The sequence below is a fragment of the Sagittula sp. genome, assembly GCF_052825245.1.
The window spans coordinates 398728-411806 of record NZ_JBRBWD010000032.1; the positions used below are offsets into that span (position 1 = coordinate 398728).

Consider the following 13079-nt stretch of genomic DNA (forward strand, 5'->3'; position numbering starts at 1 on the left):
GCTGTTTTCGCTTTCATGCCGCGGCTCATTCGCGCGTTTTCGCGTTCAGAACGCACAAACCCGCGTCAGGTTCCGGATCTGCAGGCGATTTCCCGCCTTGGCCCGGAGGGGCGTATTGGCGGGCGGCCCGGGCGGGTCTAGATTCAGGACTGTGCCGGCCCAGCCGGAATGGCCCGCCGGGGGATGGCGACCCCGGGCACCCGAACGCCCTGCCGACCAACGATGCAGGACACGCCGGGCCGGGTGAGGCGCTACGAGCAGGAGGCTTCCATGTCCTTCGATGCAGTCCTTGCAGAAAAACGATTCGGTTGCGGGCTGTCGCCCCGCATCGCGCCCCCGGCGGACGTGGCGGCGATGATGTCCGGGCTGCGCGCGCCGGACGTCATGTCCGAGCGGTTCCCGATCGAACCGTTCCCCGCCTTCCTGACCCGGATGGCCGAATACCGCCAGCTGGCGAAGCGTGCGCGCAAGCAGGGCGAGACGAAGGAAGGCACCGGCCTGAAGAAGCAGACCCGGCTGATGCAGCGCGAGGCGCGCGAGGCATGGCTGCACTGGATGGCGGCGCATATCTCGCGCCGGGTCCACACCGAGTCGGGCTTCCGCGAACGGCTGGAGTTCTTCTGGGCCGACCATTTCACCGCGACGGGCAAGAACGCGCTGATGCGGCGGTCGTCCTCGCCCTACATGCAAAGCGCGCTGCGCCCGCGGATCATGGGCCGGTTCGAGGACCTGCTGGTGGAGGCGGTGACGCACCCGGTGATGGTCGATTACCTCGACCAGACGCGGTCCACCGGGCCGGCATCGCCGGCGACGCTGAAGCGGCCCGACAAGCGCGGCATGAACGAGAACCTCGCCCGCGAGGTGCTGGAGCTGCACACGCTGGGTGTCGGCGCGCCCTACACCCAGACGGATGTGCGCGAGCTGGCCGAGCTGATGACCGGCCTGACCTTCGACCCGCAGAACGGGCGCAAGTTCGTCAAGGGCTGGGCGGAACCGGGCGCCGAGACGGTGCTGGGCAAGACTTACGGCGGCACGAAGAACGCGACCTTCCGGGACCTGGAGACGGCGCTGCGCGACATCGCCAACCACCCCTCGGTCGCCGGGCACCTGGCGTGGAAGCTGGCGATGCATTTCGTATCGGACACCCCCGACCCCGCGCTGGTGGCCGAGCTGGAAGGCGTCTGGACGGAGACCTCGGGCGACCTGCCCTCGGTCTACGAGGCGCTGTTGCGGCACCCGGCGGCCTGGCGGCCGGAGGGCGCGAACGTCAAGCAGCCGTTCGACTTCATCTCGTCCGCGTGCCGGGCGCTCGATGTGCCGCACGCGGCGCTGGCAGACCTGAGCGAGCGCGATTTCCGGCTGCGCATCCAGCGGCCGCTGATGCTGATGGGCCATGTCTGGCAGAAACCCGACGGCCCGGACGGCCTGCCGGAAGAGGACGACGCGTGGATCACGCCGCAGGGTATCGCCGCGCGGCTGCAATGGGCGGTGACCATGCCGCAGATCATGCTGGACGACCTGCCCGACCCGCGTGACTTCGTCGAGGTGGCGCTGGGACCGGATGCGCCGGAGGCGGTGCGCTTTGCCGCCTCTGCCGCCGAAAGCCGGGCGGACGGAATCGGGCTGGTGCTGGCAAGCCCGGCGTTTCAGAGGATGTGAGCGGATGGATCGGCGCGGATTTCTGACGGGTCTTGTGGGATGTTCGCTGGCGGCCTCGCCGCTGGTGACCCCGGTGAGTTTTGCCTCGGTCCCCGGGGACCGGCGGCTGGTGGTGATCCTGCTGCGCGGCGGGATGGACGGCATGGGGCTGGTCGCGCCCTACGGCGACCCGGGCTATGCCGCCCTGCGCGGCGCGCCCGGCATCGGACCGAAGGGGGCGGCGGACCTCGACGGGTTCTTTGCCCTGCACAGGGGCGCGCGGCGGCTGCTGCCGCTCTGGACCGCAGGCGAGCTGAGCTTCGTACATGCGGTGTCGACCCCCTACCGCGACAAGCGCAGCCATTTCGACGGGCAGGACCTGCTTGAGGCGGGCCTGGGCGAAGGCAATGTCGGGCAGGCCCGCGACGGCTGGCTGAACCGGCTGACCGGCCTCCTGCCCGGTGCGGTGGCCGAGACCGCCTATGCGGTCGGCAACGATCCCCTCGCCATCCTGAACGGGCCCGCCCCGATGACGCGCTGGACGCCGGATGCCGACCTGGCCCTGTCGCCGCAGGCGATCCGGCTGGCGGAGCTGGTGATGCGCGACGACCCGATGATGAGCGCCGCGCTGGCCGAGGCCTTTGCGCTGGCCGGCAGCGACGGCGACGGCGTTGCCTTCGACGGCGACGCAGAGGCGATGATGGGCGGCATGGTCGAGGACATGAAGGCCGCACGCAATTCCGATGCGGTGGCCCGCATGGCGGAATTCGCGGGCAAGAAGCTGCGCAACGACGCGGCGATCGCCACCTTCTCGATCAACGGGTGGGACACGCATGCCCGGCAGGACAAGCTGCTGGAGGCGGCGCTGGAGCAGCTCTCGACCGCGGTTCTGACGCTGAAGGAACACATGGGCGCGGCGACGTGGGGCAAGACCGTGGTGGCCGCCGTGACGGAGTTCGGGCGCACCGCCCGGCTGAACGGCAACGCGGGCACCGACCACGGGACGGCGGGGGCGATGCTGCTGGCGGGCGGCGCGCTGCGCGGCGGCAAGGTCCATGGCGACTGGCCGGGGCTGGCGGAGGCCGACCTTTACGCCCGGCGCGACCTGATGCCGACGCGCGACCTGCGCGCCCACCTGGGATGGCTGATCCGCGGGCTTTACGGCACCGGGATTACGGACGTGGAGCGCACGATCTTCCCCGGGCTCGACATGGGCGCCGATCCGGGGCTGCTGCTTTAGGGCTTCGGCGTCGCCTGACGGCCTACATCGCCAGCCGGTCGGTCAGCCGGTCCTGAACAAGTGCCGCGACGCGGGCGAGGCTGGTTTGCGTCGGCCGGCCGGAGCGGCGGGCGTCGGCCAGATCCTCTGCCGCGCTTTGCAGCGCCCGGTCGCCGGCGCTGCGCGCCACCCCGGTCAGGAACTGCGTGACATAGCGGATGGAGCGTTCGTCGTCCCGGTCGTCCAGCACGTCGGCGGCATGGGCCATGTCGTCGCGATAGGCCAGCGGGTCGGGCAGGATCGGGTCGTCGATCACCAGCCGCGGGCCGGTGGGCTGCCGTTCGGGCGGCAGGGCCGAGAGGATCGCGTTCTGGAACCCCGTCACCGACGAGATGGGCTTTGCCAGGAAACCGTCGGCCCCGGCGGCCAGCGCCACCTCCTCTGCAAAGCTGTCGCCGGAGGTGCCGAGCAGCACGTCCACCCGCGGGCAAGCGATGGCCAGTTCCGAGATCAGCTCTGCCCCCGATCCGTCGGGCAGGCCGAGGTCGACGATCACCACGCTGGGCCGGTAGACCTGCAGGTGGCGGCGGGCGGATCTCAGGCAGTCGGCCCGGCGGATGCGCGCGCCGGAGCGCAGACACAAGAGCCGCATGGCGTCGCAGGCAAAACGGCTGTCCTCGACCACGAGGATGGTGAGGCCGAGAAGCGGCCGGGTGGCGGTGGGCCGCCTGTGCGCGGCGAGGTGGTCGTTGCGGTCCATTCGTCCCTCCTGTTGATCGAGTCGCCGGTCATGATGCCGCCTGGCTGGTGAACAAGCGGTTAAGCACGGTTGCGGGGCGGTACAGGGCGGGGCGAGCCGGGGCGCGGGGGTGGCGCCTGTTGTCGCGGGGCGCCGGGTGGCGCTTGTCTTGCGCGGGTCCGCACGGGCATAAGATGTCAGCCCAAGACAGGAGTTCAGGAATGATCGGTCGTCTCAACCATGTCGCCATTGCCGTCCCGGATCTGGAGGCGGCCTCTGAACAGTACCGCAGCGCGCTGGGCGCCAAGGTCGGCGCGCCGCAGGACGAGCCCGACCACGGGGTCACGGTGGTCTTCATCGAACTGCCCAACACCAAGATCGAACTGCTGTATCCGCTGGGCGACGACAGCCCGATCAAGGGGTTCCTGGACAAGAACCCCTCTGGCGGCATTCACCATGTCTGCTACGAGGTCGAAGACATCCTCGCCGCGCGCGATCACCTGAAGGCGTCGGGCGCGCGGGTGCTGGGAACGGGCGAGCCGAAGATCGGCGCCCACGGCAAGCCGGTGCTGTTCCTGCATCCCAAGGACTTCAACGGCTGCCTCGTGGAACTGGAGCAGGTCTGATGGGTGTCACCTCCGGACTGGTGCTGTTCGCCGTCATCTGGTTCATGACGTTCCTCTGCGTGATTCCGGTGCGACTGAAGACGCAGGGCGACGTGGGCCAGGTGGTCGAGGGCACCCATGCGGGCAGCCCCGAGGTCCATAACCTGAAGAAGAAGGCGCTGATCACCACGGGGATCTCGCTGGTGCTCTGGGCGGTGATCGCGGGCACCATCCTCTCCGGCGCGATCACGGTGCGCGACATCGACGGCTGGATGTTCAACCGGATGGCGCCGCTGGACGGCCAGTAAGGCGGCGCGGAGCCCCGCCCTGCATGGCGTATCGCGGGGCGGTCTGCTGAGTGTGGTGACCTTCGGGCGGTGGCGGCGCAGAGCCCCGCCCTACGGCGGTTCCGCAGTTGGCGGTTGGCACGCGATGCCCCGGACGGGGGCGCGCCAGCCTGCGACGTCCTCCGGTCATGCTCCCCCCTTTCGTTCCGGGACCGGCGGGATGTAGGGCGGGGCTATGCGCCGCCCCTGCCCCGGTTCAGCCCGTGGAAGATGTGGGTGAAGGTCGCCGCCCCCAGCACCGGGATCAGCAGGTTCACCACCGGCACCGACAGCGGCATCGCCATCAGCACGCCCCCGGCCCAGATCGTCGTCAGGTGCCTGCGCCAGAGCCGCTTCGCCTCCACCCGGCCGACGCGGCGCATGGCGGCGAGGATGAAGTATTCCCGGCCCAGCAGGAACCCGTTCAGCCCCCAGAAGATGAACGGCGCGAAGGGGGCGAACAGCAGGTAGAGCACCAGCGCCACCAGGTTCGCCAGCACCATCGTGCCCAGGAACCCCAGCCCGTCCATCACGCTTTCCGAGAACGGGACGGAGGCGGCGTGGCCGGCCTCAGGGTAGTGCACGTCCTCCACCGCCTGCGCGACCTCTTCAAGGAAGAGCCCCGTCACGGCGGAGGCCACGGGCACCATCAGGAAGACGGAGGCCACCATCGTCACCGGCACCATGGCCCAGCTCAGCACGTTGTCGACCCAGGTGATCGTGCCGATCCACGGCAGGGTCAGGCTGTCGCCCACCAGCCAGCCCGCGCCCCAGACCATCAGCGCGGCGAAGGCGAAGAGCACCAGCACCGTGATCCCCACCCCGCGCAGCAGCACGGAGCGGAAGCGCGGGTCGCCCATCTGGCCCACCGCCTTGAAGAAGGCGTCGAAGATCATGCGTCGACCCATGTGGTGATGGCGCCGAGGTCCGGGCGCGGCCGGTCCGGCGGCGTGGAGGTTTCCGTGCCGATGTGGACGAAGCCCGCGATGGTCTCGTTCTCGGCCAGTCCCAGCGCGTCGCGGCGGAAGTCCGCGTCGTGGCTCGCCCAGCCCGACAGCCAGTTCGCGCCCCAGCCGCTGGCCAGCGCCGCGTTCAGCAGCGCGAGGCAGACGGCCCCCGCGGAATAGGTCTGTTCGATGGCGGGGATCTTGTCGGAGGGTTTCTGCACCTCGATCACCGCGACGCAGAGCGGGCTGTCGTCGAAGGCCGCGCGCGCCTTGGCGATGGTGGGTTCGTCCTTTCCAAGCCGCTGGCCGGTGGCCTCTACCGCGTCGGCCATGCGCTTCAGCGCGTCGCCCGACAGCACGATGAAGCGCCACGGCTCCAGCTTGCCATGGTCGGGCGAGCGGGCGGCGGCGGTCAGCAGCGTCTCCAGCGTGGCGCGGTCGGGGGCGGGCGTGGTCAGCGTCTTGGAGGGACGCGAGCGGCGGGTGAGAAGGAAGTCCATGGCTTCCGGGTTCGGGGTGGGCATGTGACGTCTCCTTGTCCTGTCGGATGGTATCAAAGCCCTGAGCGCCCGGGATTCAACCGGGAAAGTTGCGGGTTTGTCGTCAGGATGCTAGCGCCGCCCCATGAAACCGCCCGATCTCTCCGACCTTGCCGTGCCCGGCGCGACCCTCGCGGTGCGCGTCACGCCCAAGGCGTCGCGCACCGCGGTCGAACGGGACGGCGTCGCGCTCCGGGTCTACGTGACCACGGTGCCAGAAGGCGGCAAGGCGACGGCGGCGGTGGTGAAGCTGCTGGCCAAGGCGCTTGGCGTGCCGAAGTCGCGGCTGGAGCTGGTGCGCGGAGAGACCTCGCGCGACAAGGTGTTCCGGGTGCTGTGAGCCCGGCCCGTCAGGCCGCGCCGGGAAAGCGCGCCCGCGTGCGGTTGGCGAAGGCCACGAGCGACAGCATCACCGGCACCTCGACCAGCACGCCGACCACGGTGGCCAGCGCCGCGCCGGAGTTCAGCCCGAAGAGCGAGATCGCCACGGCCACCGCCAGTTCGAAGAAGTTCGACGTGCCGATCATCGCGCAGGGGGCGGCGATGCGATGCGGGACCTTGAGCAGGAAGGCCGCGCCGTAGGCCAGCGCGAAGATGCCGTAGCTCTGGATCAGGATCGGCACGGCGATCAGGGCGATGACCACGGGACGGCTCAGGATGACCTCGCCCTGCAGGCCGAAGAGGATCGCGACCGTTGCCACGAGACCGATCATCGACAGCGGTTTGACCCGGGCCGAGAAGGCGTCGATCGCGGCGTCCGACCCCAGCACGCGGCGGGTGATCAGCCCGGCGATCAGCGGCAGCACGACGTAAAGCACCGTCGCCAGCACCAGCGTGTTCCAGGGCACGGCGATCTCCGTCACGCCCAGGAGCAGCGCCACGATTGGCGCGAAGGCCACGACCATGATGAGGTCGTTCACCGAGACCTGCACCAGCGTGTAGGTCGCATCCCCGCGCGTGAGCTGCGACCAGACGAAGACCATGGCCGTGCACGGTGCGGCGCCCAGCAGGATCAGCCCGGCGATGTACTGGGAGGCGTCCTCGGGCGCGATCCACGGCGCAAAGATGTGGTCGAAGAACAGCACCGCCAGCAGCGCCATGGTGAAGGGCTTGATCAGCCAGTTGACCGTCAGCGTCACCAGAAGGCCCTTCGGCTGCCTGGCCACGCCCGCCACCGCGCCGAAGTCGACGCCGACCATCATCGGGTAGACCATGGCCCAGATCAGCACCGCCACGACAAGGTTGATGGAGGCGACCTCGGCCGCTGCTATGGCCTGCACCAGCCCCGGCGCCACAACGCCGACCGCGATGCCGGCGATCATGGCGAGCGCGACCCAGAGGGTCAGCAGGCGTTCGAAGGGGCCCATGGGTTGCGGTTCGGCGGCGTCGCTCATCGTTCCCTCCGGCCCGGTCTGCGGGCTGTCATGATGGTGTCATTTCGCGGAATCCCGAATTGAGGGCGGTGTAGCCCCCGCCCGCCGATCTTGTCAAGCTTCGTCATTTCGCGTATTCACGAAACATGGATCAGGCCAATGCAACGGACGCTTTCACCGCACTGGCGCACGATGTGCGGCTGTCGGTGTTCCGTCTGCTGGTGAAGCGAGGACCGGAGGGGACGCCCGCCATGGAGGTGGGGCGGCTTCTGGATCTCAAGCCCTCGACCCTGTCGGGCCACCTGTCGGTGCTGAAACGCGCGGGCCTCGTGACGGCGACGCGCCAGCACCGCGAGGTGCTGTATGCGCCGAATTTCGAGGCGGTGAACGGGCTGGTGACCTTCCTGCTGGAGGACTGCTGCGGCGGCGATGCGGCGGCCTGCGCCGGGATCGGCCTGCCGCTGCGCTGACCCCCGCGCCCGTGCGGAAGGACATGCGGTTTGACGGCTGTGCCGCGCAGGGCCTAGCATGGCTGCGAGCAACCGGAAGGACCGCGGCCATGCCGATGGAGACGTACCTGATCTACCTGGCCGCCGTGGCGGTGTTCTTCGCGACGCCACCCGACACCAGCCAGCTTCTCATCATCTCGAACAGCGTGCGCCACGGGCTGCGGCGGAGCGTGTTCACCATCGCCGGGGACCTGACGGCCAACTGCCTGCAGATGACCGGAGCGGCCTTCGGGCTGGCCGCGATCATCGCCACCTCGGCCAGCGCGTTCCTCTGGATCAAGTGGCTTGGCGTCGCCTACCTGCTGTGGATCGGTGTGCAGCTTGTCCTCGCGAAGGAGCGGGCCGGGGACGTGTCGGCCAATGCCTCCGGCCAGTCCTTCCGCCTGTTCCGGCAGGGCTTCGTCACCTCCATGGCGAACCCCTTCGCCGTGGTGTTCTTCGGCGCGCTCTTCCCGCAGTTCATCGACCCCGGCGCGCCGGTGCTGCCGCAGCTTCTGATCCTCGGGGTCACCTACCTGGCGGTCGACGGGGCGATCCTGCTGCTGTGGGGCTGGCTGGGCATCCGGGCGGCGGCCGTGCTGAAGCGGTATTCCTTCGGGCTGGTGAACAAGGTGTGCGGCGCGCTGATGATCGCCGCTGCCGGGCTGCTGGCCAGCAAGGATTTCCAGCCGCAGAAGTGATCTGCGGCCATTGCGCAAGCGGGAGCACAGGGGAAGAGGCGGAGGGTCCCCCAGCCATTGGCTTAGGCTGATGCCGTGCATGCGGGATGAACTTTGGCCAGGACGTCATGCTCCCGGAGAAAGCTCCGGTATCTGGCTGCAGAGGTCGGCTTGGCGGACAATCCCGCCATTCATCCGTTGGCTGCCTTGGTGCAATCCGTAGCGGTTCTCAGTTCACCGGGAAGAGTTTGTTGAATTCCACTGCTCCATTCCGAGAGAAGGTCACGATCCGGGTTTTCTGATCCCGCTTGGCCCAGGACAGCTCCTCGAACCGACCGAGGAATGCGCGCCCCAAGCTGCCCGCCAGATGCGACCGCCGTTCACTCCAGTCGAGGCATTCTCGGCAAACAGGCGCGCGCGCCTTGCGCAGGCCCGCGACGTCGATGCCAAATTCGGCGGAGAATGCCGCCCCGGTCTCGGTCAGTCTCAGGTCTTCGCCACCCTGGACCAGATGCCCCTGCGCGATAAGGCTGTCGAACATCTGTGTGCCCATATCCCCGGCGAGATGGTTGTAGCAGACACGCGCCTGGCGCAGTTCCGCATCCCGCGGGCCGGTGCGTTTGCGCAAATGACCCGACCCCGCCGCGAGACCCATCAAACCTTCGAGCACATGGGCCACCTCGTCACTGGCAAGCGCGAAGTACTTGTGTCGTCCTTGTTTCCGGGGCCTCAACAAGCCGCCATCATCGAGCTTCGACAGGTGCGAGCTGGCGGTCTGGACCGTCACTCCCGCTTCTTCCGCCAGTTCGCTGACCGTCAGGGCTTTCCCGCTCATGAGCGCGGTCAGCATGTTGGCGCGGGCGGGATCGCCGATCAAAGCAGCTATTCGCGCGATATCCGGACCTTCTTTCATAGTTCGATCTTGATCGAAGCATCTGCAGAAAGCAACCGGCTATGGTCGGAGGACACGCTGCAAGGAGTCCATCATGCTGACATGCGTAATCCGCTACCATATCGATCCGACGAAAAAAGCCCAGTTTGAGGAGTATTCCCGCAATTGGGGGCAGGCGATCCCGCGCTGTGGAGCCGACCTGATCGGCTACTACGCCCCGCACGAAGGGTCATCCACGCTCGCTTACGGCATCTACAATGTCGCGAGCCTTGCAGACTACGAAGCCTACCGCGCGCGTCTTGCCGCCGACCCGCTAGGCCGCGAGAACTACGAGTTCGCCCAGAAGGAGAAGTTCCTGCTCCGGGAAGACAGGACCTGGCTCAAACTCGCTTCCGCGTCGCATGGAGACGGCGCATGATCGCCGTCATTTTCGAGGTCGAACCGGCGGAGGGTCGCAAGGACGAGTACCTCGACATCGCTGCCGAGATGCGTCCGATGCTCGATGATGTCGAAGGTTTCATCTCGGTCGAGCGGTTCCAGAGCCTGACCGATCCGCGCAAGATCCTGTCCCTGTCGTTCTTCGAGGATGAAGACGCGATCACACACTGGCGCACCCTCAATGCCCATCGAGGCGCACAAACGAAGGGGCGCAGTGGGGTCTTCGATGACTACCGCTTGCGGATCGCCAGCGTGATCCGGGACTACGGCATGTTCGACCGGGCCCAAGCTCCGGCTGACAGCAGCAAAGCGCATGCGACCTGAGTTCGGTCCACTCACTGACCAAGCCCACGTTCGCGGCACAGCGGAAACCTAACCGAAATGGGCTCGAAGCGGTCATTGGAGTACGAACCGCTTCCTGGATTGCAGGAGTACTTTGCATGAAAAAAGGCGGGGTTTCCCCCGCCTTTCTCGTAGCCGTCCGGCGTCCGGATCAGTGCACCACGGCATCGTCCGGCTTGGGCCGGTTGGTGGCGCCGACGCGGTCGCCGATCAGGAGGCCTTCTGCCCCGGCAGAGACCGGAACCACGTCGCCGTCGTTCACGTCGCCGGACAGGAGCATCTCTGCCAGCGGGTCCTGCAGGGCGCGCTGGATCACCCGCTTGAGCGGACGCGCACCGAACACCGGGTCGTAGCCCTCGTCCGCCAGCCACGCCTTGGCCGCATCGTCCAGCTCCAGCCGGATCTTGCGGGCCGCGAGGCGCTTCAGCAGACGGCGGAGCTGGATCTCCACGATGCCGCCCATGTCCTCGCGCTTCAGCCGGTCGAAGATGATCGTCTCGTCGAGACGGTTCAGGAACTCCGGCCGGAAATGGGCGCGCACGGCGTCCATCACGTCACGCTTGGCCTGGCCGCCGTCAGCGCCGTCGGGCAACTGGCTGAGGGCCTGGGAGCCCAGGTTCGACGTCAGCACGATCAGCGTCTGCTTGAAGTCCACGGTGCGGCCCTGACCGTCGGTCAGCATACCGTCATCGAGCACCTGCAAGAGCACGTTGAACACGTCCGGGTGCGCCTTCTCGACCTCGTCGAACAGCACCACCTGATACGGACGCCGCCGCACGGCTTCGGTCAGGACACCGCCCTCGTCGTAGCCCACGTAGCCCGGAGGCGCGCCAATCAGGCGGGCCACCGCGTGCTTCTCCATGAACTCCGACATGTCGATGCGGACCATCGCCGAGTCGTCGTCGAACAGGAACTCTGCCACGGCCTTCGTCAGCTCGGTCTTGCCGACGCCGGTGGGGCCGAGGAACAGGAAGCTGCCCAGCGGACGGTTCTCGTCGTTGAGACCCGCACGCGCCCGGCGCACGGCATTCGCAACGGCGGTCACCGCCTGGTTCTGGCCGACAACCCGGCGATGCAGGTTCTCTTCCATGCCCAGCAGCTTCTCGCGCTCGCCCTCCAGCATCTTGCCGGCGGGGATACCGGTCCAGCGCTCCACGACAGAGGCGATCTGGTCCGGGCGCACCGCTTCCTCGACCATGACGTCGTCGGACGCCTCGGCCTCGGCCAGCTGCTTCTCCAGCCCCGGGATGATGCCGTAGGACAGTTCCCCGGCGCGGGCGAGGTTGCCCTGCCGCTTCACCTGCTCGAGTTCGGCGCGGGCCCGGTCGAGCTGCTCCTTCAGGTCGTTGGCCGAGGCCAGCTTGTCACGCTCCGCCTGCCAGCGCGCGGTCATCTCCGCGCTCTGCTCCTGCAGGTCGGCCAGGTCCTTCTCCAGCTTCTCGAGCCGGTCCTTCGAAGCCTGATCGTCCTCGGACCGCAGAGCTTCGACCTCGATCTGCTTCTGCAGGATGTCGCGGTCGAGCGCGTCGAGTTCTTCCGGCTTCGAGTCCACCTCCATCCGCAGACGGCTGGCGGCCTCGTCCATCAGGTCGATGGCCTTGTCCGGCAGGAAGCGGTCGGTGATGTAGCGGTGAGACAGCTGTGCCGCCGCCACCAGCGCGGAGTCGGCGATCCGCACGCCGTGGTGCAGTTCGTACTTCTCCTTGATGCCGCGCAGGATCGAGATGGTGTCGTCGACCGTCGGCTCCTCGACCATGACCGGCTGGAAACGCCGCGCCAGCGCCGCGTCCTTCTCGACGTGCTTGCGGTACTCGTCCAGCGTGGTCGCGCCGACGCAGTGCAGCTCGCCCCGCGCCAGGGCCGGCTTCAGCAGGTTCGACGCATCCATCGCGCCGTCCGCCTTGCCCGCGCCGACCAGCGTGTGCATCTCGTCGATGAAGAGCACGATCTCGCCGGCGGCCGAGGTGACCTCCGACAGGATCGCCTTCAGGCGTTCCTCGAACTCGCCGCGGTACTTCGCACCGGCAATGAGCGCACCCATGTCGAGTGCCAGAAGACGCTTGTTCTTCAGGCTTTCGGGCACGTCGCCGTTGATGATGCGCAGGGCGAGGCCTTCCGCGATCGCGGTCTTGCCGACGCCCGGCTCACCGATGAGCACCGGGTTGTTCTTGGTCCGGCGGCTGAGCACCTGCATGGTCCGGCGGATTTCCTCGTCCCGTCCGATGATCGGGTCGATCTTGCCCTCGCGGGCGCGCTCCGTCAGGTCCAGCGTGTACTTCTTCAGCGCCTCATAGCTGTCTTCGGCATTGGCGCTGTCCGCCGTGCGCCCCTTGCGAACGTCGTTGATGGCCGTGTTCAGACCCTGCGGCGTGACCTTGCCCGCTTCCAGCGCCTCCTTGGCGGGGGATTTCACCATGGCCAGCGCCATGAGCATCCGCTCCACCGGGACAAAGCTGTCGCCGGCCTTCTTGGCGATCTTCTCTGCCTCGTCCAGCACCTTGCCGGTGGCGGAATCGAGGTACACCTGCCCGGCATCGCCGGACACTTTGGGAATCTTTGCCAGCTTGGTATCCAGCACCTGCACAACGCGCTTCGGCTCTCCGCCGGAAGCTGCGATCAGGTTGGTTGCAAGCCCCTGCTCATCGTCCATAAGCGCCTTGAGAAGGTGCTCCGGGGCCAGCTTCTGGTGGCTCTCCCGCATCGCGATGGTCTGCGCCGCCTGAATGAAGCCGCGCGCACGCTCCGTGAACTTGTCCAAGTTCATCTTACTCTCCTTTGCACAAGCACCCTGTTGCGACCGCGCCTGCACAAGGCAGCGCCCGGCCATCTGGGCCTCACATCCTAAATGGGCGT

General features: G+C 67.8%; 15 protein-coding genes. 9 read left to right on the forward strand and 6 right to left on the reverse strand.

Annotation, left to right across the window (positions count from 1 at the left end; all coding sequences use genetic code 11):
• Positions 1–270: 270 nt before the first annotated feature.
• Together ACU0DV_RS12915 and ACU0DV_RS12920 are read left to right on the forward strand one after the other, a co-directional pair.
• Positions 271–1659, forward strand: a complete 1389-nt coding sequence (locus ACU0DV_RS12915) for a DUF1800 domain-containing protein (RefSeq protein ID WP_446241559.1) — start codon at positions 271–273, stop codon at positions 1657–1659.
• Positions 1660–1663: 4 nt separating this feature from the next.
• A complete protein-coding gene (locus ACU0DV_RS12920) occupies positions 1664–2878 on the forward strand; it encodes a DUF1501 domain-containing protein (protein WP_100928483.1) in 1215 nt (404 codons plus the stop codon).
• A 22-nt stretch (positions 2879–2900) separates the two neighbouring features.
• On the opposite strand, the gene ACU0DV_RS12925 is transcribed toward ACU0DV_RS12920, so the two are convergent.
• A complete protein-coding gene (locus ACU0DV_RS12925) occupies positions 2901–3617 on the reverse strand; it encodes a response regulator (protein WP_446241560.1) in 717 nt (238 codons plus the stop codon).
• A gap of 200 nt (positions 3618–3817) precedes the next feature.
• Between ACU0DV_RS12925 and mce the strand changes: the two genes are divergently transcribed.
• Complete coding sequence (gene mce / locus ACU0DV_RS12930; RefSeq protein WP_100928485.1) at positions 3818–4222, forward strand: methylmalonyl-CoA epimerase; 405 nt, start codon at positions 3818–3820, stop codon at positions 4220–4222.
• Positions 4222–4509 carry a DUF1467 family protein gene (locus tag ACU0DV_RS12935; protein ID WP_100928486.1) on the forward strand — a complete coding sequence of 96 codons (288 nt, stop codon included), beginning with the start codon at positions 4222–4224 and terminating at the stop codon, positions 4507–4509. The genes mce and ACU0DV_RS12935 overlap by 1 nt, the downstream gene beginning before the upstream one ends.
• A 212-nt stretch (positions 4510–4721) precedes the next feature.
• Here ACU0DV_RS12935 and ACU0DV_RS12940 read toward each other — a convergent pair whose 3' ends face one another.
• On the reverse strand, positions 4722–5423 hold the full coding sequence (locus ACU0DV_RS12940; protein WP_446241561.1) for an EI24 domain-containing protein: 702 nt from the start codon (positions 5421–5423) through the stop codon (positions 4722–4724).
• Positions 5420–5998 (reverse strand): nitroreductase family protein, encoded by a 579-nt coding sequence (locus ACU0DV_RS12945; RefSeq protein WP_446241562.1) that lies wholly within the window; start codon positions 5996–5998, stop codon positions 5420–5422. Before ACU0DV_RS12945 ends, ACU0DV_RS12940 begins: the two co-directional genes overlap by 4 nt.
• 100 nt (positions 5999–6098) lie before the next feature.
• Here ACU0DV_RS12945 and ACU0DV_RS12950 point away from each other — a divergent pair, with 100 nt between their 5' ends.
• Positions 6099–6353 carry a DUF167 domain-containing protein gene (locus ACU0DV_RS12950; RefSeq protein ID WP_446241563.1) on the forward strand — a complete coding sequence of 85 codons (255 nt, stop codon included), beginning with the start codon at positions 6099–6101 and terminating at the stop codon, positions 6351–6353.
• A gap of 10 nt (positions 6354–6363) precedes the next feature.
• Here ACU0DV_RS12950 and arsB read toward each other — a convergent pair whose 3' ends face one another.
• The gene (arsB, locus tag ACU0DV_RS12955) at positions 6364–7407 is read right to left on the reverse strand and encodes an ACR3 family arsenite efflux transporter (protein WP_446241564.1); all 1044 of its coding nucleotides are present in this window, start codon (positions 7405–7407) and stop codon (positions 6364–6366) included.
• A 125-nt stretch (positions 7408–7532) separates the two neighbouring features.
• Here arsB and ACU0DV_RS12960 point away from each other — a divergent pair, with 125 nt between their 5' ends.
• Together ACU0DV_RS12960 and ACU0DV_RS12965 are read left to right on the forward strand one after the other, a co-directional pair.
• Positions 7533–7856 (forward strand): ArsR/SmtB family transcription factor, encoded by a 324-nt coding sequence (locus ACU0DV_RS12960; protein WP_446241565.1) that lies wholly within the window; start codon positions 7533–7535, stop codon positions 7854–7856.
• Between the two features lie 89 nt (positions 7857–7945).
• Positions 7946–8575 (forward strand): LysE family translocator, encoded by a 630-nt coding sequence (locus ACU0DV_RS12965; protein ID WP_198521853.1) that lies wholly within the window; start codon positions 7946–7948, stop codon positions 8573–8575.
• Positions 8576–8783: 208 nt separating this feature from the next.
• Here ACU0DV_RS12965 and ACU0DV_RS12970 read toward each other — a convergent pair whose 3' ends face one another.
• Positions 8784–9467, reverse strand: coding sequence for an ArsR/SmtB family transcription factor (locus ACU0DV_RS12970; RefSeq protein ID WP_100928492.1), 684 nt, complete (start codon positions 9465–9467; stop codon positions 8784–8786).
• Positions 9468–9540: 73 nt separating this feature from the next.
• Between ACU0DV_RS12970 and ACU0DV_RS12975 the strand changes: the two genes are divergently transcribed.
• Both ACU0DV_RS12975 and ACU0DV_RS12980 read left to right on the forward strand, forming a co-directional pair.
• Entirely contained in the window at positions 9541–9864 is a 324-nt protein-coding gene (locus tag ACU0DV_RS12975; protein ID WP_100928493.1) for an NIPSNAP family protein, read from the forward strand.
• Positions 9861–10208: an antibiotic biosynthesis monooxygenase family protein gene (locus ACU0DV_RS12980; protein WP_100928494.1), complete on the forward strand. Its 348-nt coding sequence runs from the start codon at positions 9861–9863 to the stop codon at positions 10206–10208. The genes ACU0DV_RS12975 and ACU0DV_RS12980 overlap by 4 nt, the downstream gene beginning before the upstream one ends.
• 169 nt (positions 10209–10377) lie before the next feature.
• Here ACU0DV_RS12980 and clpB read toward each other — a convergent pair whose 3' ends face one another.
• Complete coding sequence (gene clpB / locus ACU0DV_RS12985; protein WP_446241566.1) at positions 10378–12990, reverse strand: ATP-dependent chaperone ClpB; 2613 nt, start codon at positions 12988–12990, stop codon at positions 10378–10380.
• Between the last annotated feature and the right edge of the window lie 89 nt (positions 12991–13079).

Coding starts and splice junctions, on each gene's coding strand:
- ACU0DV_RS12935 (WP_100928486.1), top strand. CDS start 4,222: ATGGGTGTCACCTCCGGACTGGTGCTGTTCGCCGTCATCTGGTTCATG.
- mce (WP_100928485.1), top strand. CDS start 3,818: ATGATCGGTCGTCTCAACCATGTCGCCATTGCCGTCCCGGATCTGGAG.
- ACU0DV_RS12950 (WP_446241563.1), top strand. CDS start 6,099: ATGAAACCGCCCGATCTCTCCGACCTTGCCGTGCCCGGCGCGACCCTC.
- ACU0DV_RS12920 (WP_100928483.1), top strand. CDS start 1,664: ATGGATCGGCGCGGATTTCTGACGGGTCTTGTGGGATGTTCGCTGGCG.
- ACU0DV_RS12970 (WP_100928492.1), bottom strand. CDS start 9,467: ATGAAAGAAGGTCCGGATATCGCGCGAATAGCTGCTTTGATCGGCGAT.
- clpB (WP_446241566.1), bottom strand. CDS start 12,990: ATGAACTTGGACAAGTTCACGGAGCGTGCGCGCGGCTTCATTCAGGCG.
- ACU0DV_RS12925 (WP_446241560.1), bottom strand. CDS start 3,617: ATGGACCGCAACGACCACCTCGCCGCGCACAGGCGGCCCACCGCCACC.
- ACU0DV_RS12945 (WP_446241562.1), bottom strand. CDS start 5,998: ATGCCCACCCCGAACCCGGAAGCCATGGACTTCCTTCTCACCCGCCGC.
- ACU0DV_RS12915 (WP_446241559.1), top strand. CDS start 271: ATGTCCTTCGATGCAGTCCTTGCAGAAAAACGATTCGGTTGCGGGCTG.
- ACU0DV_RS12975 (WP_100928493.1), top strand. CDS start 9,541: ATGCTGACATGCGTAATCCGCTACCATATCGATCCGACGAAAAAAGCC.
- ACU0DV_RS12965 (WP_198521853.1), top strand. CDS start 7,946: ATGCCGATGGAGACGTACCTGATCTACCTGGCCGCCGTGGCGGTGTTC.
- arsB (WP_446241564.1), bottom strand. CDS start 7,407: ATGAGCGACGCCGCCGAACCGCAACCCATGGGCCCCTTCGAACGCCTG.
- ACU0DV_RS12940 (WP_446241561.1), bottom strand. CDS start 5,423: ATGATCTTCGACGCCTTCTTCAAGGCGGTGGGCCAGATGGGCGACCCG.
- ACU0DV_RS12980 (WP_100928494.1), top strand. CDS start 9,861: ATGATCGCCGTCATTTTCGAGGTCGAACCGGCGGAGGGTCGCAAGGAC.
- ACU0DV_RS12960 (WP_446241565.1), top strand. CDS start 7,533: ATGGATCAGGCCAATGCAACGGACGCTTTCACCGCACTGGCGCACGAT.